15 protein-coding genes are annotated in these 21,111 nt (G+C 62.4%); 4 read left to right on the top strand and 11 right to left on the bottom strand.

Going from position 1 to position 21,111, the window contains the following annotated elements; translation table 11 throughout:
• Positions 1 to 72: 72 nt before the first annotated feature.
• Together cobN and CCICO_RS05600 are read right to left on the bottom strand one after the other, a co-directional pair.
• Positions 73 to 3,690, bottom strand: coding sequence for a cobaltochelatase subunit CobN (gene cobN, locus CCICO_RS05595; protein WP_018019678.1), 3,618 nt, complete (start codon positions 3,688 to 3,690; stop codon positions 73 to 75).
• A gap of 214 nt (positions 3,691 to 3,904) precedes the next feature.
• Positions 3,905 to 5,218 carry a lipase family protein gene (locus CCICO_RS05600; RefSeq protein WP_083878293.1) on the bottom strand — a complete coding sequence of 438 codons (1,314 nt, stop codon included), beginning with the start codon at positions 5,216 to 5,218 and terminating at the stop codon, positions 3,905 to 3,907.
• Between the two features lie 18 nt (positions 5,219 to 5,236).
• Here CCICO_RS05600 and CCICO_RS05605 point away from each other — a divergent pair, with 18 nt between their 5' ends.
• The 4 genes from CCICO_RS05605 (at position 5,237) to cobJ (ending at position 9,133) form a co-directional block, all read left to right on the top strand.
• Positions 5,237 to 5,713 (top strand): hypothetical protein, encoded by a 477-nt coding sequence (locus CCICO_RS05605; RefSeq protein WP_018019680.1) that lies wholly within the window; start codon positions 5,237 to 5,239, stop codon positions 5,711 to 5,713.
• A gap of 4 nt (positions 5,714 to 5,717) precedes the next feature.
• Positions 5,718 to 6,938: a precorrin-3B synthase gene (gene cobG, locus CCICO_RS05610; RefSeq protein ID WP_018019681.1), complete on the top strand. Its 1,221-nt coding sequence runs from the start codon at positions 5,718 to 5,720 to the stop codon at positions 6,936 to 6,938.
• Between the two features lie 75 nt (positions 6,939 to 7,013).
• A complete protein-coding gene (locus CCICO_RS05615; protein WP_051067258.1) occupies positions 7,014 to 7,610 on the top strand; it encodes a precorrin-8X methylmutase in 597 nt (198 codons plus the stop codon).
• A gap of 2 nt (positions 7,611 to 7,612) precedes the next feature.
• Positions 7,613 to 9,133, top strand: coding sequence for a precorrin-3B C(17)-methyltransferase (gene cobJ, locus CCICO_RS05620; protein WP_018019683.1), 1,521 nt, complete (start codon positions 7,613 to 7,615; stop codon positions 9,131 to 9,133).
• 89 nt (positions 9,134 to 9,222) lie between these two features.
• Here the strand turns inward: cobJ and CCICO_RS05625 are convergent, their stop codons facing one another.
• The 9 genes from CCICO_RS05625 to tatC all read right to left on the bottom strand — a co-directional run bounded on the left by CCICO_RS05625 (position 9,223) and on the right by tatC (position 21,081).
• Complete coding sequence (locus tag CCICO_RS05625; protein ID WP_018019684.1) at positions 9,223 to 10,677, bottom strand: hypothetical protein; 1,455 nt, start codon at positions 10,675 to 10,677, stop codon at positions 9,223 to 9,225.
• 280 nt (positions 10,678 to 10,957) lie between these two features.
• A complete protein-coding gene (locus tag CCICO_RS05630) occupies positions 10,958 to 11,602 on the bottom strand; it encodes a hypothetical protein (RefSeq protein WP_018019685.1) in 645 nt (214 codons plus the stop codon).
• An 857-nt stretch (positions 11,603 to 12,459) separates the two neighbouring features.
• Positions 12,460 to 13,197 (bottom strand): cobalt-precorrin-6A reductase, encoded by a 738-nt coding sequence (locus tag CCICO_RS05635; RefSeq protein WP_018019686.1) that lies wholly within the window; start codon positions 13,195 to 13,197, stop codon positions 12,460 to 12,462.
• The gene (gene cobM, locus CCICO_RS05640; RefSeq protein WP_018019687.1) at positions 13,185 to 13,955 is read right to left on the bottom strand and encodes a precorrin-4 C(11)-methyltransferase; all 771 of its coding nucleotides are present in this window, start codon (positions 13,953 to 13,955) and stop codon (positions 13,185 to 13,187) included. Before cobM ends, CCICO_RS05635 begins: the two co-directional genes overlap by 13 nt.
• Positions 13,956 to 13,968: 13 nt before the next feature.
• Complete coding sequence (gene cbiE, locus CCICO_RS05645) at positions 13,969 to 15,147, bottom strand: precorrin-6y C5,15-methyltransferase (decarboxylating) subunit CbiE (RefSeq protein WP_018019688.1); 1,179 nt, start codon at positions 15,145 to 15,147, stop codon at positions 13,969 to 13,971.
• A gap of 19 nt (positions 15,148 to 15,166) precedes the next feature.
• Positions 15,167 to 15,886, bottom strand: a complete 720-nt coding sequence (locus tag CCICO_RS05650) for an SDR family oxidoreductase (protein WP_018019689.1) — start codon at positions 15,884 to 15,886, stop codon at positions 15,167 to 15,169.
• A complete protein-coding gene (locus CCICO_RS05655; protein WP_018019690.1) occupies positions 15,886 to 17,001 on the bottom strand; it encodes a M24 family metallopeptidase in 1,116 nt (371 codons plus the stop codon). The genes CCICO_RS05650 and CCICO_RS05655 overlap by 1 nt, the downstream gene beginning before the upstream one ends.
• Positions 17,002 to 17,089: 88 nt before the next feature.
• The gene (locus CCICO_RS05660; RefSeq protein ID WP_018019691.1) at positions 17,090 to 19,891 is read right to left on the bottom strand and encodes a DEAD/DEAH box helicase; all 2,802 of its coding nucleotides are present in this window, start codon (positions 19,889 to 19,891) and stop codon (positions 17,090 to 17,092) included.
• Positions 19,892 to 19,950: 59 nt separating this feature from the next.
• The gene (tatC, locus tag CCICO_RS05665; RefSeq protein WP_018019692.1) at positions 19,951 to 21,081 is read right to left on the bottom strand and encodes a twin-arginine translocase subunit TatC; all 1,131 of its coding nucleotides are present in this window, start codon (positions 21,079 to 21,081) and stop codon (positions 19,951 to 19,953) included.
• Positions 21,082 to 21,111 lie beyond the last annotated feature (30 nt).

Consider the following 21,111-nt stretch of genomic DNA (forward strand, 5'->3'; position numbering starts at 1 on the left):
CGCCGAGGGCACCATCAGTACGTGTGTCTCGGCGGGGCGGATGACTCCAGTATCTAGTGGGCCTTAAAAGGCCTAGTTCTCGGAGTCGCTGCGGGCCTCAATATCGCCTTCCATCTCAAGGAAGGTATCGCGCAACAGGTCGAGGCGTTCCTGGTCTGGCTTCTCCCAGAGGTTGCGGTCGGCGGCCTCGAGTAGCCGCTCGGCGATGTCCTTGAGTGCCCAGGGGTTGGATTGCTGGAAGAACTCCCGATTGGTCTCATCCTTAACGTAGGTATCGGTGAGGGTTTCATACATCCAGTCGTCCATCAGCCCTGTGGTGGCGTCATAGCCGAAGAGATAATCCACCGTGGCGGTCATCTCGAAGGCGCCCTTGTAGCCGTGGCGGCGCATGGCCTCGATCCAGCGCGGGTTGACCACGCGGGCGCGGAAGACGCGCCGGGATTCCTCGTGCAGGCTGCGGGTTTTCACTGTTTCTTGGCGGGTGGAATCGCCGATCACTGCATCCGGGTTTTCTCCGGTAAGAGCACGGATGGTGGCCACCATGCCGCCGTGATACTGGAAGTAGTCATCCGAGTCGGCGATATCGTGTTCGGCGGAGTCGATATTTTTCGCCGCCACCTTGATACGACGGTAGGCGGCTTTCATCTCCTCGTCGGCCTTCACCCCAGGCAGGTCGCGGCCGTAGGCGTAGCCGCCCCAAGAGGTGTAGACGGCGGCGAGGTCTTGGTCATCGCGCCAGTTACCGGATTCGATGAGCTCGAGCATTCCGGCGCCGTAGGTACCGGGCTTGGAACCGAAGATGCGACGCGGGGTCAGGCCGGAATCCACGTCGGCCTGGGCGTGGGCGGCCACGTAGTTGTGCTCGTGTGGCTCATCAAGGCCGGCGACCAGCTGCACGGCATCGTCGATCAGCGTAATCACGTGGGGGAAAGCGTCGCGGAAGAAACCGGAGATACGCACGGTGACATCGATACGCGGGCGGCCGAGTTCTTCGAGCGGGATCACGTGCAGATCCACTACTCGCCTGGAAGCCTCGTCCCACACGGGGCGCACGCCAAGCAGGGCGAAGACCTCTGCGATGTCGTCACCTGAGGTGCGCATGGCGGAGGTGCCCCACACCGACAGGCCTACGGACTCTGGGTAAGCGCCATCGTGGTCGGATTGGTAGCGCTCGATGAGGGAATCGGCCAGCAGCTGGCCGGTCTCCCACGCCAGGCGGGACGGGATGGCCTTGGGATCCACGGCATAGAAGTTACGGCCGGTGGGCAGCACGTTGATCAGCCCGCGCATGGGCGAGCCGGAGGGGCCAGCCTCGATGAAGCGGCCCTCGAGGGCGCGCAGAATCTGGGTGATCTCGCGCGGGGTGGCTGCTAGGCGCGGCACCACTTCTTCAGCGGCGAAGCGCAGCAGATGGGCCAGCTGATCGAGCTTGGCGGTATCGGGAAGTTCGACGCTGCTGAGTACAGCATCCACTGCCGCCGGGTCCCAGTTGTGCTCGGCCAGGTTGCGGATGAGGGCCACGGCGATTTCTTCGATGCGATCAACGCGGCCGCGGGTTTCATCGCCCGCCTCGGAGAGACCGAGGCTTTCACGCAGGCCCTCGACGGCACTGGCGCCACCCCACAGCTGACGGGAGCGCAGCATGGCGGCTACGAGCTCCACCAGCTCCTCGTCTTCGCTGCGCCGGCCAAGCACGTGCAGGCCGCCGCGGATGGCTACGTCTTTGATCTCGCAGAGCCAGCCATCGACGTGCATGAGCATGTCATCGAAGACATCCTCATCGGGGCGGGATTCCCACCCGAGGTCTTGATCCATCTTGGCGGCCTGCAGCAGCGTCCAGATCTCTTGGCGAATAGCCGGAAGTTTCGCCGGGTCCATGGCGGAGATGTTCTGGTGCTCGTCGAGAAGCTGTTCCAGACGGGTGATATCGCCGTAGGATTCCGCCCGCGCCATGGGGGGAATCATGTGGTCCACCAACAGCGCGTGGGCACGGCGCTTGGCTTGGGCGCCCTCGCCGGGGTCATTGACGAGGAAAGGATAGATCAGGGGCACATCGGCGATGGCTTGATCGGGGTAACACTCATTGGACAGGCCCACGGTCTTGCCGGGAAGCCACTCCATGTTGCCGTGCTTGCCCATGTGCACGATCGCGTGGGCGCCGAAGATCTCGCGCAGCCAGTAGTACACGCCGAGGTAATGATGGTTCGCGGGCAGGTCGGGGTCATGGTAGATACCCACTGGGTTTTCACCGAAGCCCCGCGGCGGCTGCACCATGAGCATCACGTTGCCAAATTGCAAACCGGCGATATACAGCTCCCCAGTCTCGGGATTGACGTAGTGCTCGCCTGGGGCCTGGCCCCAGTGCTCAATCATTTCCTCTTGCATGGAGCTAGGAAGCGTGGAGAAGAAGGCACAGTAATCGTCCTTCGACAGCTTCAGCGGGTTGGTGCGCAGCACCTCCTCGGTGAGCCACTCGGGGTCGTGTCCGCCGGCGTCGATCACGGCGTGCATGAGCGCATCCGAGTTGCCGTCGTCAAAACCGGGGATCTGGGAGGTGTCGCCGAGGTTATAGCCGGCCTCGTCGAGCGCGTGCAGCACCCGTAGCGTGGAGGCTGGGGTGTCAAGTCCCACGGCATTACCGATACGGGCGTGCTTGGTGGGATATGCCGAGAGCATGAGCACAATCTTCTTCTGCTCATTGGGGATAAAGCGCAGCTTGGCGTGGTTAACGCTGATCGACGCCAGTCGGGCGCAGCGCTCCTTATCGGCCACATAAGAGATCAGGCCGTCGTCATCGTATTCCTTGAAAGAAAAGGGCACGGTGATAATACGGCCGTCAAACTCGGGCACTGCCACCGAGTTGGTCACATCGAGTGGGGTGAGGCCGTCCTCATTGTCCACCCACTGACTCCGCGGCGAGGTGGTGGCAATGCCCTGGATAATGGGCACATCCAAGGCGGCGAGTGCTTTAACATCCCAGGCGTCGTCATCGCCGCCGGCCTGTGCCCCAGCCGGGGACTTACCGCCAGCGGCGAGCACGGTGGTGATGATCGCGTCCATGGTGGAGAGCTCATCAAGCAGTTCTTCGGAGGCCTGGCGCAAGGAGGCAGCAAACAGCGGCACGGGCACTGCCCCAGCCGCCTGAATCGCGCGGGCAAGCTCAGCGATGTAATCGGTATTACCGGCCAAATGCTGGGCGCGGTAGTAGATGATGCCAATGCGCGGGGCATTGCCGGTGCGCTGCTCGGTGAGCGAATGATCAAGGTGGCCCCACATGGGCATGCGCTCCGGTGGCTGAAAACCAAAGCCAGTGAGCAGCACCGTATCCGAGAGGAAGTGGTGCAGCTGCACGAGGTTTGTCGCCCCGCCCTCCGCCAGGTAGGTGTGGGCCTCGGTGGTCACACCAGCAGGGGTGGTGGAGGTGCGAGTGAGCTCAGCGTCCACGGCCAGCTCGCCGGAGACGAACACGGTGGGCTTATTGTGGGCGAGCACGGTAGTGATGAGGTCTTCCCACCAGCGATAGCCACCGAGGAGGCGGGCGACGATAATCTCGGCGTCGCCGATCAGCTCGTCGATCCGTTCGGAGCTCAACCCGGTGGGATTGGCGTAGCGGTAGTGAACGTTGTCCTCGGCATTGGCGGCCTTGGCGGAGAGCAAGTCCGTATCAGAGGTGGAGAGCAACAGAATCATGGAGCAGATGACTCGCTTTCATCGTGTGTGGGGTGTGCGCGCCCACGCGAACAATGGTGATACAACATCGACAGCTGCCTTGAGGTCTGGCTATCACAGTGGCGCGACCGCAACCGGAATTGCACCGGTTTCCCAAGACACTGACTGTGACCTAACCCTACACATATGTGATGTGGCTCAAGGCCACTAGTGGCCTCCGCGCACCGGCTTTTCTTCAGCTCCCCGCATCGTTCAGCAGATGGCTGCTCAGCCAGCGAGCGTGACGACGCATCGTGAGCGCATAAGTGCCGAAGTGCCCGACAGTGAAGTGAAACATGGTGGGCAGAAAGGCGTACACCTTGTAGTGCAGAAACTCCGCACTGAGCCTTGCCCAGCCCTGCGCTACTGCGTCCACCTGAGGAAAAGGAATCACATCGTCGAAGCGATTGCCCCACAACAGGGTGGGAACGCGCAGTGGTTCGGTGCCGAGGCGATGCCGATCCAGCTCGGCTCGGAGCGCCTCGGATTCCTCCAAGGTGGCGCTTAGCCGCTGCCCATTGGTGGTCCAATGTTTGCTCCCTCGCCAACCGCCGCGCAACGCCGCCCCGAACGCAGATAACAGCGCCGTGGCCCGGATCTGCTCGAGACCGTGATCGCTCACCTTGCCCAGCGCCGCCCGTACAGTCTCGGGATGGGAGGTATAAAACCCCAGCACCGCAAAGGAAACAATGCCGGTGAGGGTGTGGTGATCCACATAGCGCAGCACCTCAACTAAATCCGAGGGAGGCGCGCCCACCACTGCCGCGCGGGGCTTCGGCTCGGCTTCATCGGCGAGCTCGCAGGCCTTGCCCACGGCTCCCCCGCCCTGGGAAAAGCCCCACCAGCCCACCGGGGCGGTCGCCGGAAAGAACTGGCTGCTGCACGCGCGGATGGCGTCGATAAGCGCCCGTGCACAGGCGATGTTGTTGGCGTAGAGCTGAATGCCGGTGCGGGGATCGCGGGGATAGTCGATCACGACTACGCCGAAGCCGCGGGAAACGAAGTGATTAATCACCGGCAGCTCATAGGCAAAAACCACGTCCTCGATACGTCGGCCGCTACGCTGAATCGCCCACCCCACCGGCGCAGACCGCGAAGGATCAGAGGAGGCTCCCATTCCTTGGGTGGAGGGGGCAAAGGCCACCACGGGGCGCGGACTCGGCCCCGTCCACGGGCGCAGCGGCCGAATATAGAGCCCGGTGGCAGGGATGACGCGGCCCGTTGAATCATCAGTGGTGTAGCTAAAACGCCAACTGCGCGCCGGGATCATACGTCCACCCACCCCCACCGTGGAGGTGCGGCGGGACTCAATCAGCACCCCGCGGCGTGAAGGATGCGGCTGCGTGCGCACCTGCACCTCCGGCGGCGAGGACCGGCGCCTCAGACCATGAGCAAGAACCCCGGCCACCACCCGCAGCTGCGCAGCCACTCCCCGACCAGCACTGGGATGACGGCCCGCACGGGCGGCCGAGGCAGTTCCGGCCGAGGATTGAGGAGGAGGAGGCTTCATGCCAGTTAGGATAAACCCATGGCTGAATTTGACCAGAACATCGCCCTCGGACGAGAGCTTTTCGGTGACACCCTCGATTCCTATGCTCGCACCGCCGCGGAGATGTTTCAGGCTTGGGGCCAAGACTTTGACGATCACAACCTGCACGCACTCGACGCCATCCTGCTCCGCGCCTACGGGCTAGACACTGACTACCCCCACCGGGTACTCGGCGCTGTGGGCATGCCCGTGCCTGAGGAAGCCGAATATGTGGCGATGCTGCTCGGCCATGCGCTCGTCGCCACAGGCGAGTGGGAGTGGGCGATCGTGTGGGCCCCACCGAAAATTCCGGGCGAAATCACCTTCACCTACTGCCTCGCCCGAGAAGACCACGAACAGCTGCTCTTTCCCGGCTCGTGGGTGAAACTCGCCGTGTTTGGCACCGCCCCAGAAGAACCGATGGAGGCCGCGCCGGGCCTGGCATGGGCTCTAGGATCGGCACGGGACTATCTTTAAACCTATGGAGAAGTTCGATTACGTCCCATCCGTGTCCGACACGCTCGGGCTGGGCAATCGGCAGCGCGGTGACGGCTGCCCAGGCGCGCTCACGATGCACCAAGCCGCCGATGGTTTCATCGGCCGCATTCGCATCGCCGGCGGGCGGGCCAGCTCCGCGCATCTTGCAGCTCTTGCACAGCTCGCTGAGGAGCACGGCGATGGCGATATTCACGTCACCACCCGAGGCAATGTGCAGATCCGCGGCATTAGCGAGCGTGAGGCCTTTTCCTCCGCCGTGTGCGAGCTCGGGCTGGTACCGAGCAGCGCCCACGACAAGATCCGCAACATCATCGCCTCTCCCCTCGCCCCCGCACTCGATCAGCTCGTTGCCCGCCTCGACGAGGGTCTGCTCGCCAGCACAGAAGTCACCGGCCTATCCGGCCGCACGCTCTTTGGCCTCGACGCCGGCGACGGCGCCATCACTGCCAACCATCCCGACTTCGGCATTCAGATCCACAGCGAAACCGAGGCAATTGTCGTTCTCGGCGGGGTGCCCACCGTTTTGTCTGCGCTTATCGACGCCACCCCCCAGATCCTCGTCGCCGCTGCCGAGCAGTGGCAGCGTATCCGCGGTGACCACTGGCGAGTCCAAGAAAACCCCGAGCTTCGCGACGAGCTCCTGCGCCACCTAGAAACCCTGCCCGAGGTGAGTCGCACCAGCACCACGCTTGAGGTGGCTCAGCGGGCCAAAGCAGATGAGGCCCCCATAGGTTGGCTCGAGCGCAGCGACGGGCTGGTGGATCTCGGCGCCTCACTGCCTTTCGGAGTGCTCAGCGCGCGTGTGGCGCGCATGCTCGCCGCCACCGACAAACCCGTGCGCATCACCCCGTGGGCTGGAGTGGTGGTGTGTGAACTGCACGAGGACGAGGCCGAGGCAGTGGCCAAGGTGCTTGCCCCGCAGGGGCTCGTCTTTGATCGTCGCTCTCCTTGGCTGCGGGTGACCGCCTGCACTGGACTGCCGGGCTGCACCAAGTCCCGCAGCGATGTGCGCGGCGATGCCCTCAGCGCGATCCGCACCCACGCTCTTCCCGATCCCACGACCGCCGATGCGGTGCACTTTTCCGGCTGCGAACGCCGATGCGGACATCCGCTGCACAACTACTGGGACTACCTCGCCGAAGGCGATGGCGACTACGAGGTCTCCGTAGCCAGCGGCACCCCTGCGACCGCGCGCACGTTCTAAACCCCTGAGAGGACAACCTGACAGGTGTACACCTACGAAACCGACGGCAACGAGATCTACCGTCAATCCTTCGCCATGATCCGCGAGGAATCCGATCTCTCCCGCTTCTTCGACGATGAGCAATCCCAGGTGGCTGTGCGCATGATCCATGCCGCCGGGGCTACCGACCTCGCCGAGGACATCGAGTTCTCCGCCGCTCTTGTTCCCGCAGTTCGCTCTGCGCTACGCAGCGGCGCACCGATCATCACCGACGTCAACATGGTCCGCTCTGGCATCACCCGCAAGCGTCTGCCCGCAGACAACGATGTGGTGTGCATGCTTCGCGACGAAGAGACCGTGGAGCTCGCACGCAGCCTCGGCACCACCCGCTCAGCCGCAGCAGTGGAACGCTGGGAGCCCATCCTGCACGACGCCGTGGTGGCCATCGGCAACGCACCAACCGCCCTGTTTCATCTGCTCAACTGGCTAGAGGAGGACCCGACACGCCCGCGGCCAGCAGCAGTGTTGGGTATCCCCGTTGGGTTCGTTGGCGCCGCCGAATCCAAGCAAGCCCTCGCCGAGTCCGCCGAGGATCTGGGCATCCAGTTCCTCACTGTGCACGGCCGCCGCGGCGGCTCCGCTATTACGTGTGCCGCGATCAATGCCCTCGCCACCGAGAAGGAGATCATCTAACCGTGGCTCAAGGACAACTCATTGGCATCGGAGTAGGCCCCGGTGACCCCGAGCTTCTCACCCTAAAAGCGGTGGCTGCGTTACAGCGGGCTGACGTGGTGGCCTATCACGCTGGGCCGAAGCGCAGCTCCACAGCGCGCACTATCGCCGCCGAGTATCTTCCCGCAGACTGCGAGGAGGAATTGCTCGCCTACCCAGTGACCACGGGGATTACCGACCACCCCGGTGGCTACGCTGGGGCGATGGCCGAGTTCTACACTGAGGCCGCCGAGCGGCTCGGCAACCACCTAGCTGCGGGTAAAACTGTCGTAGTGCTCAGCCTCGGCGATCCCATGCTCTACTCTTCCTACCAGCATCTACACCGCTTACTAGCGAGCGAGTACGACGCTGAGATTATTCCTGGCATCCCCTCGATCACGGCCTCCGCCGATGCCTTGGGCATGCCCCTAGCCGAAGCCGAGGACATCCTCACCGTGCTTCCCGCCACCGTCGGTGTGGAAAAACTCAAACGCGCGCTCAGCGCCGCTGATACAGCCGTGATTATGAAACTGGGACGAACCTTCACTGCGGTGCGCGAGGCGCTCGAAGCGACCGGCCGCGCCGCGGACTCCTATGTGGTCTCTCGGGCGAGTATGGACGGCCAGCGCATCGTCCCAGTTCTTGAGGCCGACGCGGATAGTATCCCCTACTTCTCCTGCGTGGTTGTTCCCAGCCGGCGTCAAGGCTTTGTGCTTGATAATCAGCAGCCTTCCCACGGCGAAGTGGTTGTGCTGGGCCTAGGTCCTGGGGATTCAGCATGGACCACCCCGGAAACCGCGTGGGAACTCGCCCGCGCCACAGACGTTGTGGGCTATTCCACGTACGTACGACGCGTACCGCAGAGGGCTGGGCAACGCCAGCACCTCTCCGACAACAAAGTAGAGGCCGAGCGTGCCGCCATGGCCCTCGACCTGGCGAAGGAAGGCAAGCGCGTAGCCGTAGTGAGCTCGGGCGATCCGGGGGTTTTCGCCATGGCATCCGCCGTCCTCGATGTGGCCCAAGATCCACAGTGGGCTGAGGTGCCCGTGCGGGTGGTGCCTGGCATGACCGCCGCCCAAGCGGTGGCCTCGCGTGTCGGCGCACCTTTGGGCCACGATTTCGGCATGATCTCGCTGTCCGACCGTCTTAAACCATGGGAGGTTATCGAGACACGCATCAGGGCACTCGCTTCCGCCGACATGGCGTTCGCTGTGTATAACCCGGCATCGAAAACACGCCGCGAACAGGTGGCAAAACTTGCCGAGATCGTCGGCGAATACCAGTCCCCCGAGGTGGCGGTGATCGTTGCCCGTGCCGTGGGCTCTGAACAGGAGCGAGTGCACATAACCACCTTGGGCGACTTCGACCCTGAGATGGTTGATATGCGCACCATGGTGATCATCGGCGCCTCCACTACCACCGTCTACCGCGGGGGCCCCGATAACAGCACCAGGGTGTTTACCTCTCGTCGCTACAACACCACTGACCCGTTGAACCTATTTTAGCGAAGCCAACAACAACGACTGCAGCCGGCTGCGCCTCTCCTGAAAAAGTCTTTGGGAAAGCGCAGCCGGCTGCGGTGTGCTGCGAGGCTTTAGTGTTGGTTATGTTTGGTGCTCGTGCTGGTGCTTTTCCCAGAGGCGTGACGTGCCCAAGTACCGATGGGACCGGCAATGCGGGGAGTCTGTTTGCCGATGAGGGCGCGTTTGTTCGCGTCTTTTTCTTCGGGTGCGAGCACGGAGACAATGGGGCCTTTGCCCTTCGGTTTCGCGCTGCGGTTATGGGTGGGTGCAAAACCACCGGCTCCGGGCGTGCGCGCTGCGGTGGGTTTTGAGTTGGTGGCAGTGTTTCCGAGCACCGTGGTTGAAGGTGAGGACACACCCCGTGGCGTGGAGCTAGCAACCGGTGATTGATGAGGAGCTGCCGGCGCGCCCGGGGCGAGTAGACCCCGGCTTCGCTGGGCCATCGGCGCGGGAGTGGACCCACTCCCCGACTTCACCGATGTGTGCGGTGCAGACAGTGCGCTATGACGAGGACCGCCCGCCGCTGCATGCCGGTGCGAGATACCCGAGTGCGGTAGTGCCCCCAGCGGCTGAACACTGCCAGCAGCCGAGCGGGAAGCACCCGAGCCCGAGGAGGCAGACAACACAGCAGGTGAGGACAGTGGGCTGACGACAGAGCGTGGCGGCTGCGCCGTGCCCACAGCACCAGGTAGTTGGCTTGTGTGCAGCGATGCGGCCTGTAGTGGTTGGTGGAGCTGTGATGCTCCGGCGGTGGTCGGTGTCGCGGTGCTCGCGGTCTCAGTGGTGGGTGGGGCGATGGAGGAGAGCTCGTTGAGCGCGGCGTGTGCGCGGTTGGTAGCGCCTGGTTGGGTGCTGTTGGTGTTGTGCGTGATGGTGTCGAGGATGCGGAGAGTCTTAGGCAGGTTGGGGCCGGCGGCGGTGATGGCGTGGTTCATTCCGGTGGGAATGAGGTGGGTGTAGCCGCCTTGTGGTGGGGTGGCCATGAGATTTCGGAGGATGGGGACCCCCATGGTGAGTGAGGGTGGGAAGAGTGTGGTGGTGAAGGTTTTGACAAAGGCGTCTTCTGCTTGGGCCTTGATCGCTGGGTCGGGGATGGTGGAGGTGCGGCCTATGGCTTGGTTGACGAGGTTGTTGCCGTAGCTGTGGATCGTATGGAGGTTGCCGACAGTGAGGGCCATGGCTTGCGCGTTGGTGGAGAAATGCTGGGCCTGTTGGGCGGCGTCGCGGATGGTTCTTGTGGAGGCGTCGATTGCTTCGCCTTCGTTGGTGGCGGCGATGTCACTGGCGATTTGGTGGAGATCATCAGCCAAAGCAGCAGATTCTGTCGAGATCCAGCGCCACCGCTCGGCCGCAGCGTGTACCTCGTTGAGACGGGTCGAGCCGAATGCGGCTTGGAGTGCTTGGAGGGTGGTAGCTGGGTTGACTACTGGTGGTGCAAAGGGGAAATCAGTGTAGATGGTGGTGGGCTTCGGTGGGAAGGTTCCCAGTACTTCCTTCGAAGCTGTGCCGTAGAGACTCTCACGCATTGCCGCATCTTGGAATTGGAACTCGCCATTCGTCGCGTGCGTGGCGTCACCTAGCCACTTAATGTGTTCCGCAAACAGAGAACCGACTTGGACTGCCGAACCAGGCGCGGAGTGTAGAACCATTGAATGTCCAAGGCCAAGTTGGTCGAGCCCAGAGACAGCGGAGAATGTTCCACTTAATACCTGCAAAGCACTTACTGATTTAAGCTCGATCAGTCTCATGAAACAACGCCGGAGTCGATCGCCATTGATTCCTAAGTTGTCACTACAGATTTGCATATCATTCTCCTTTAAGTTTGTGGGATATTTGTAACAATTTGTTAAAGGCTTTTTCGCAAGCTTCATAGTTGCGCGCCACGGGCAACGAGCTGGAATACACGACTGATAGTCTTCCTTTATCGGTATAAGATCCAGCTCCACATTCCGCGAAAACTTCGTCCCCCAAGCTAAATGTATGAACCTTAGGATCAAAAGATGAGTTCTCTTTTGAGATAAGGGTGACACGAGCGGCTAACTCCTCCAGCGAATGTCTGTCTTGGGAGACCAAGTAGATACCTGAAGTATCCGAGGAGTCGTAGTAGGAGCAAGGTTCCATGTCTTCGAATAGCCCCTGTGGAATATGCCGACCAGGTACGAGATCAAGTTCCTCCAGCTGCTCGGAAGAAAGTTGATCGCAAGGCGACCCAAGTGAAAAATCAGCCGCCTCGTGATCAAACTTCTCGGGTGTTGCTTCGAACCACTCCGGTAATTGCGAGGCCTCTCCCCCGCCCTCGGTCGATGTCTCGGCGTTCGCTTGGTGTGATTGGTCTGTGTCGTCCAGGTCTCCTGCCTTGTTGGTGCAGCCGGTGACGATGAGACAGGCGCAGGCCACTGCCGCGACCCCGGCGTGATGGGGGCGTGAAGGGTGGCGTCGATAAGTCTTCATGGGTCTCCTCCCAGTGGGTGTGTCCTTGGCACTAAGAGTTAATCAGTCCATATAGTTTTGCAGTGCAACTCACTAGGTTTACCGCCGTGAGGGGTGGCGAAGCGGCGGACGAGACAACATCCCCCGAGGTCGTCTCTTCGCCCCTTCGCCACGTTGTCGCAGCCCCCATGCTGTGGGTGTGAGGCGACATGGCGCGTCGGCCCAAGCGACCCCTGTGCGTGGGCGCGCAGCCAGTGCTGCCCTGAGGTTGCGACGCCACGATGCGCTTTCCGTCCACATGGTGGGCGGTTGCGGGTATGCAATGGCGTTCGCGTGCTTGGAACGTGACCTGTCTAGTGCCAAAGATGGCGAACAGGAAGGACAATCCCAAGCGGGCACCGTGGTTGGTGGCAGCAACCATCGAGGTCACAGCCGTCTTCAGACTTGCAGTGTCGCCATGATGACGGCGCGTGGCCGCCGCATAACTCTGCTGCGTAGTAGCACCATGAATCATGGATGCTTCATTCCCCCTTAGTCTGGGTAGCCGGCTGTGATTACTCGTCCACAGTGCTGGAATACAGTGTGGTTACGAACTCACGCCTAATATCCAGCCGCCATGGCTTGGCGGAGGTCTAAGCATGGGCTCACAAGGGTTAGACGTAGCCGGGGTAGACACAGGTTCCCCTAGCCCGATTCGGGGGTGGCTTGGCGAAGTATATGCAGAGAAAAGCCCCTCTCTCCCGCCCTGGCATGCGGTGTGGGATGAGAGGAGCTGTGGCTGGGGTGCTGCATCGATATCAGGCGGTGGCGGAGGCAGAGTTACCCGACTCCTGCAGCCGGTGCATCGACAGTGCTACCGAACTGGCAAGGGTGATGTACTAGACCAACCTGGCTTCGCGCATGGCATCGGAGGCGTTATCCACCACGATCACGGTAGATCCGCCGGGTAGGGGTGGTCGTTCGATCATCACCACGTCGATGCCGAGTTCGCGGGCGGCATCAAGCTTGGCGCGAGTGTAGGAGCCTCCGGAGTTCTTGGTCACTACCGCGTCGATCTGGTTGCCGATCATGAGCTTTTTCTCGCCGGCGATGTCGAAGGGGCCGCGGTCAAGAAGCACCCGGTGCCGTGGTGGTAGTTGCACCTCAGGCGGGTCTACGCAGCGGATTACGTAGAGGTTATGGGCGTCGCTGGCAAAGGGGGCCAGTTTTTGGCGCCCAATGGTGAGCAGGATGTGCGAGTAGTCGCGGGCGACGAGGCTGGCGGCTTCGTCGACGCTGGCGACGGAGTGCCAGCGATCCCGTGGCTGGGGAGTCCAGCCGGGCCGGTGCAGAGCAATGAGAGGGCAGCCAGTGGCACGGCTCGCCTCTGCCGCGGATTCGCTGATGCGCTCGGCAAAGGGGTGGGTGGCATCGATGAGGACATCGATGTCGTTGCTCACGATCCACTGGGCTAGCCCCGCCGGGCCGCCGAAACCACCGATGCGCACCATGCCCACCGGCAGCGTAGGGTTAGCCACGCGGCCTGCAAGGGAGGTTGTGACCTCCCAGTTTTCTGCGAACATGCGCTTGGCTAGGTCGCGGGCCTCAGAGGTGCCGCCGAGAATCAGTGCACGCATGGAATGGTCCTTCCGTGCTCATCGCGGGGACGGTCATCGGAGTACAAGAAGGAGTCAGGAAATTGCTCCGCAGCAAGGACCTCACCGACGATAATCATGGCAGTGCGGGTAATTCCTGCGTCATGGATGGCGGAGGCGATCGTCGATAAGCGACCGCGCACAATCTGCTCCTCGGGGCGGGAGGCATAGGCCACCACGGCCACGGGGCAGTCACCGTAGTAGGGCGTGAGAGTGTCCACGACCTCATCGATTGCGTGCGCGGCCAAGTGAATACACAGCGTCGTGCCGGTGCGAGCGAAATTCTCCAACTGCTCGCCCTCGGGCATCTGGCTAGCGCGGCCATTGATGCGGGTGAGCACCACGGACTGGCCCACGGTGGGCACCGTGAGCTCATGGCCTAGGCTTGCAGCTGCGGCGGCAAAGGAGGGAACGCCGGGCACGATCTCGTAGTCGATGCCACGATCACTCAAGCGGCGGGCTTGCTCCGCGAGCGCCGAGTACACGCTGGGGTCCCCGGATTGCAGCCGAGCCACATCCTTACCTTCGTTGTGGGCGCGCTCGATTACCTCCATGATGCTATCGAGTGGCATGCGCGCAGTGTTGATCACTTCCGCGCCCTCTGGGGTGTGCTCGAGCACCTCCTCAGGCACGATGCTGCCGGCGTAGAGGCACACGGGGCAGCGTCGGATCAGGGCGTCGGCCCTGAGCGTGAGAAGATCGGCGGCACCGGGGCCGGCACCAATGAAGTAGACAGTCATGGGCTCGTTCTTTCTATTTGTGGATGCGCCACTGCCATACAGGATAGGCCGGCTTGTAGGCGGTAAAGGAACCGATGGTGGTTTCGTTTTCAATTGCGATACGCCGCAAACATCCGCCGTAGCGTTGTTTCAACTGCCACAGCTTCTCGACGCTCTCCGCAGTCACAGCGTTAGCCACCAGCCGACCTCCCGGGCGCAGCGCCTCCCAAGCCGCCTCCCACACTCCCTCGTGGGTGAGTCCACCGCCGATGAAGATGCAGTCGGGAGAGTCACTACGCAGCAGAGCCTCAGGGGCCGCGCCGCTGATCTTAAGCTGGGGCACGCCGAGCGCCCGGGCATTAGCGGCAATGCGCTGTACACGCTCGGGATGGCTTTCGAAAACGCGGGCGCGATTGCGGGGATCCAGCCGGAGCCACTCGATGCTAATTGAACCGGAACCGCCACCGATATCCCACAGCAGCTCGCCGGGAACGGGTGCGAGAGCACACACCGTGAGGGCTCGAATGTCCTGCTTGGTGAGCTGCCCATCGTTCTCATAGTGGTGGTCGCTCAGCCCTGGGGCCAGAGAGCGGCCAGCGCGCGCCGGCGGCTCCACCGCGATCACGGCAAGATCGCTATTCAGCGCTGGAGGCTGGGCGGCGGTGCCGGTGGTGATGCACTCAGCGTCCGAGCCGAGATCAGCAAGAACCGTCACGGTAGCCTCCCCCAGCCCGCGGGCATCAAGATAGTCGCAGACCTGCGCTGCGGATGAGCGATTGCGGCCAAGCACAAGGAAAGGCCGGGCCTGATCTACCAGCACCCCGATGGCATCGACCTCCCCGGTGACCAGCGAGGTATGGTCAGTCTCTTGGTGCGCCCAGCCGAGTCGCGCACAGGCCAAGGCGAATGAAGACACAGCTGGGTAGATCCTCAGCTGCGCCTCGGGCACCTCGCGGCGCAAGGTGCTGGCAATACCGTGAAAGAGCGGATCGCCGCTAGCTAGCACGGCCACCCGCTTCCCAGAAAGCTCGGCGATTATGCCTGGCAGCGCGGGCACTAGAGGTGAAGGCCATGGCCGGGTTGTGGGGGCGTCGACGAGGGCAAGCTGCCTGGGCGAGCCCAGCACCACCTCGGCGGTGCTGAGAGCAGAACGCGCCGCTGGACTCAGGGAGCTGAGCCCTTCCGCGCCAATACCGATGACATCAATGATCACTATGAGCTCAACGCCTTTCTTAACGCGGCATCCGCCGCCACACCGGGCGGGGAACGCACGACATGATCCACGCCAACACCCGCAGCCGAGCAGGAATCCACACCGTGGCACTGCGCCCGCGGGCGGCAAGCACCGCTTCGGCCACCTGCGCCGGGGCAGATGACAGCGGCGCTGGAGTCATGCCCGTGGTCATTGACCCGATCACGAAACCTGGGCGGGCTGTGAGCAGGTGCACGTCCGTGCCATGAAGACGGTCGGTGAGTCCCTGACAAAATGCATCTAACCCCGCTTTGGTGGAGCCATATACATAGTTGGCTCGCCGCGCCCGCCAGCCGGCAATGGAGGAAAACGCATAGATTGTGCCAGAGCGCATCACATCGGCCAGCACGGTGAGCATGGATACCTGTGCCACATAGTCGATGTGGGCGATCTCGGCGGCGTGCTGTTCATCCCGCTCGGCGCGGTGTTGATCGCCGAGGATACCGAAAGCCACGATCGCGTCGGTGATCGCCGCTCCCCCAGCCTGCTCGACGACCCGGCGGTGAGAGTCACCATCTGTCGCGTCGAAGGCAATAATGCTGACGCTCTCAGCACCGTGGGCGCGCAGCTTCTCGGCCACCGGCTCCATCGTCTCCGGCGAACGACCCGCCAGAATCACCGGCCGGCCGGGGCAGAGCCGAAGCGCGATCTCCCCGCCAATATCGGAGGTGCCGCCAAGCAGCAAAATCGGAGAAGACATTAGTGATCCTCTGGGTGCGCGCCGGAGCTATCTGGGTAGAGACTCCTCGGGCGGGTGTTGAGCACCCGCACGCCATCGTCATCGACTGCCACGATGTCCTCGATACGCGCGCCAAAGCGACCGCGCAGATAAATACCCGGCTCCACGGAAAAGCACATGCCAGGGCGCACGGGAAGATCGTTGCCGGCGATGATGAAGGGCTGCTCGTGCACCTCGAGCCCAATGCCGTGGCCGGTGCGGTGGAAGAACGCATCCCCGTATCCGGCGGCCTCAATGATCTCCCTAGCGGCGGCATCGATCTCGGCGGCGGTGACCCCCGGGGTGATGGCGGCAACGGCGGCGCGTTGGGCTTGTTCGAGCACCGCATACATCTCGGCCACCTCGGGCTCGATCTGGCCCACTGCATAGGTGCGGGTGCAGTCGGAGTGATAGCCGCTGGGCATCGTGCCGCCGATGTCTACTACCACGATGTCGCCAGCGCGAAGAGTGCGCTCGGAGAAGCTATGGTGCGGATTCGCCCCGTTGGGCCCCGAGCCCACGATAACGAAGTCCACGCTGCTGTGGCCGGCGTCAAGGATGAGCTTATGCAGCTGATCGGCGATAGCACGTTCGCTCACCCCTTCCTGTAGCAGCGCCGGCACCTGGGCGTGCACCGCGTCAATCGCGCCGGCGGCCTCGGCGAGCCATGCGATCTCGGCGGCGTCTTTAACCACGCTGAGCTCGGGCAAGACGCTATCGACGCCGTGGATCTCACGGTCCATAAAGTGCGCTGCATGAGACAGCGGCATCTGCTCGCTGAGCGCGAGCGGTGCCCGAGGATCGGCAGCAGAAAGGGCCTGTTTGACCATCTCGTAGGGATCCTGCCCATCCAGCCAGCCACGAACGGGCAGAAAACTGGGAGCCTCGTGCGCATCCACCTCAGGGATCACGAGCACCGGATCTCCGTGCGCGGGAATGACCAACGCGCTCAGCCGTTCATGGGTGTCGAGGGCCTTAGCGGTGAAGAAACGAAACTCCCGTCCCGGGCTGGCCACCAGCCCGGCGAACCCACTATCGGCCAAGAGTCGCTGGGCGCGTTGAATACGTGCCGAATAATCAATACTCACTATGAGCATTCACCTTCCTTAGTGTTTTCGTGCCTATCCACTTCTGCCGCGGTGTGGGGACCTTCCCAACTTTAGGCTGCTCTAGGCTGTGGGTGGTTTAGGCACCCACTGCTACCACGCCGCGGCGCATCGCATCGATGGCCTGCCGTGCTGCCCGCTTGGTGTCATCGTTGTAGCCGGTTGTGCGCACCTGCTCGAGCAGATCCGCTACCTGGCGCACTTGGCGTACGAAGTCTCCGGGGGTGAGTTCGGCTCCACATTCCTGGGCGGCAGCGAGGCAATAATCCAGCGGGGCGCCCGCAGTCCACTGGTGGATCGCCAGCGCGAAGGAAGCATCCGGCATCGCGGTCTGATCCAGCTGGTGGCGTCGTTCATCCACAATCAGCTCATCCCACACCCGCACAGTGCCGTCGATAGCTGCGGCCAGCTCATCGGTGGGTGCTTGAGGCGTGCCCTGACTGGGCTTGCGGTTGTCGAAACTGGCGCAGCTCGCCGCGCCCGCCAATTCCGCAGGATCGAGCCCATCCCAAATCCCGCGCCGCAGACACTGCGCTACCAGCAGATCGGATTCGCTATGAATCTGGGCGAGCTTCTCACCCTCTTCAGCCACCACGGGCTCCTGACTGCCCTCAGCGAGCTCCATATAGTCCAGCTCCGTGAGTAGACCGAGTATCCGGTCGAACTTCTTGCCCAAGCTATCCGTGGCGGTATCGATGCGCGTGCGTAGCTTATCGACGCTACGCTGCGCCTTGGCTGCCTCCATGGCGATGGACACCAGGTGCTCACGCTCTGGATAACGGTGGGCTGGGTGCTCCGTAAGCTCCGCTCTGAGAGCATTGACCTTTTTGTTCGGCCGGCTGCGCACCCGCATGCGCTTGGGGCGGGCGAAGCCACCGTGGCGGAGCTGCCCCGCTAGCTGGCTGCGCTGTTTCTTAGAGGCCTTGCCGTGCACAACCGACCGTGGCAGGCGCATGGATCCAAGACGTTCAGGTGCCATGCCTACCGCCTCGGCGTCGATACGCCCGAGCCACCCGCTTTCAAGCAGCACCAGCGGAGCTGGGTTATTGGCAAAGCGAGCTTTTTCAATCACGACCGCCAACAGAGGCTTTTTCTGGCCCGGTACGGCGATGACCTCGCCCACCTCAAGCCGGCGCAGAGTGGTTTCCGCTTCGTTAAAGCGATCGAGCAGCGCGCTACGCTTGGCCTGCTTTTCTTCCTCGCTCAGCCGCCGCCGCAGTGCAGCATAATCGCTGAGCTGGCGGGCCGCCTCCTCTAATGGGGTATCAAGTTCAACCCCTTCGAGGGCTTGCTCGAGCACGGCGTACGCCTCCTCGAGGCGTTTTTCGGCCCGTTGGAGATTGCGCACCTCCTCCACCACCGTGCCATCGGCTTGAAACTGGGCGAAGGATTGCTCGATGAGCGTCAGTGCCGCCTCGTAGCCTTGAGTGGCCACCAGATTGACGCTCATGTTGTAGCCGGGCTCGAAGGTGGAGTTCAGCGGATACGTCCGAGTGGATGCAAGTCCTGCAACTTGGTGAGGATCCATCGCCGGCTGCCACAGAACAACCGCGTTGCCCACAGTATCGATTCCACGGCGACCGGCGCGGCCGGTGAGCTGGGTGTATTGGCCTGGAGTGAGGTCCACATGGCCTTCTCCGTCGAACTTGACCAGCTTTTCCAACACCACGGTGCGTGCCGGCATATTGATGCCTAGGGCGAGGGTTTCGGTAGCAAAGATCGCCTTGAGAAGCCCCCGAGAGAAGAGATCCTCCACAATGTGGCGAAAGGCCGGCAGCATGCCTGCGTGGTGGGCGGCGAAGCCTCGCACTAAGGCCTGCTTCCAGCGTCGGAACTGCAGCACTTCGAGATCGTCGGCGGGGATATCGGCCACCCCAGCATCCACCGCTGCTGCGATTTCTTCTGCCTCGCTGTCCTCGGTGAGAATCAGCTTCGAACGCAGGCACTGGTGCAGGGCGCCATCGCAGCCTGCACGGGAGAAAATGAAGGTGATCGCAGGCAGCATGTCATGATCTTGCAGCACCCGCAGAACCTCAGGGCGAGCGAGCGGCCGATAAGCATCCTGGGAGCGGGTCTGGCCCGAACGCCTCGCTGAGCGTGCGGGGGCGCCACGGGAGCTGGCGCGATCACGAAAGGAGCCGGAACGCGGAGCCGCAGGAGTATCAGCGCGGGTTTCCAGCTTGGTGATCTTCTCCACCAATCCTCGGTTAACCTCGGGATCTTCTGCGCCATCTCCTTTTTCGAAGAGAGGAAAGAGTCGACGGCCCACCAGCATCCATTGATCGAGCGGAACGGGACGCCTATCGGTCACGATCACATCGGTATCGCCGCGCACGGTGCGCATCCATTCGCCGAACTCCTCGGAGTTCGACACGGTGGCAGACAACCCGATCACACTCACCCACTCGGCCAAGTTGAGGATCACCTCCTCCCACACCGCGCCTCGGGAACGATCGGCGAGGAAGTGGATTTCATCCATCACCACATAGCCCAGCCGGTCGAGCGCCGGAGACTCGGCGTAGAGCATGTTGCGCAGCACCTCGGTCGTCATTACCAGAATGTCTGCCGAGCCATTGATTGAGACATCCCCGGTGAGCAGCCCCACTTCTTCTTCGCCATGAATAGCCACGAGGTCGTGGTATTTCTGATTGCTCAAGGCTTTGATTGGGGTGGTGTAAAAGCATTTGGTGCCGCGTGCCAGCGCGAGTGACACCGCAAACTCCCCCACGATGGTTTTACCGGCGCCAGTGGGTGCGCAAACGAGCACTCCTCGCCCAGCCTCCACCGCCGTGCAGCCTTCTACTTGGAAATCATCGAGTTCAAATCCGAGTTCCGAGGTGAATACTGCTAAATGAGACAAGGGATCAATCTGTAGCGCCATGCACCCCACTTTAAGGCATGGCCTAGACACTAGCCGCGCGCCCCTACTACTGGCTGCAGCTAGAGAACATCATCGAAGTAGGAGGAGTTCTGGGCGCCATAACTCGAGGAGGGGGTGTGCGGATTGTGCTCAGCCGGGGGCACAGGCCCAGGCTGGGCGACGCCACCTAGCTTGGGCAGTGCACCGCTGGATGCTACCTCTCCACTCGGGTGAGTGGGTCGTGTGTGCGCGGTGGGAGTGGGATCACTGATCGGCTGCGGGGCGCCTACTGCGCCGGGGGCGGTGGAGAGCGCCGAGGCGTGATCATCATCGACATCCATCCATTCGGGGCGCTGTTTTGAGCGCCGCTTATCGTTCAAGCGGGTGACTTGCAACGCGCCCTCAACTAGCAGGCACAAGCTGAGCGCTAGCACCACCATGGAGAAAGGATCCTGGCCGGGGGTCATTACCGCCGCGAAGATGAACAGCAGGACGATGATAATGCGGCGTTTGTCCTTGAGCTGGTCGTAGGAGACCACGCCCATCACGTTGAGCAGGATGAGGATGAGGGGCACCTCGAAGCTGATTCCGAAGATCAACAACAGCGCCAAGAGGAAGCGGAAATAAGAATGGGCATTGAGACCAGCGACCGCAACATCAGAGGCCATGGTGATGAGAAACTCAAGCCCGATGTCCACGATGAAATAGGCCAAGCAGGCGCCAATGATGAACAAGCTCACGGCCGTTGCCACGAAGGTGATCGTCCACTTGCGCTCGTTCTTCTTCAACCCAGGTGTGACGAACGCCCACAGCTGATAAAGCCACACCGGAGAGGCCATCACGGCGCCTGCCAGGGCGCCGACTTTCATCCGCAGCAGGAACATCTCGAAAGGAGAGGTCACCAGCAGGCGACATTCATCATTATTGGTAAAGTCCGCGCGCAGCTCCGGATCAACACTGCAATAGGGCCCACGCAGAATCTCGCCCAAGGAAAGAATCGGGCCAACGCTCACCTGGAACCAGATGAAGCCCACCACGGTGCCGATGCTGAACGCAATGAGTGAAATGATCACGCGGCGACGAAGCTCGCGGATATGATCCGCCAGCGACATCGTGCCATCGGGAGATTTTGGTGGTTTGCGGCGCCGACGCTTGGTGCTGGCGGCAGCGCTGTGGGGGCGCTGCGGTGAGCCAGGGGTGGAGCTGCTCATACGGATGGAATTCCTCTTCAACCCAGACAA

It is taken from the genome of Corynebacterium ciconiae DSM 44920 (assembly GCF_030440575.1).
GTDB lineage: Bacteria > Actinomycetota > Actinomycetes > Mycobacteriales > Mycobacteriaceae > Corynebacterium > Corynebacterium ciconiae.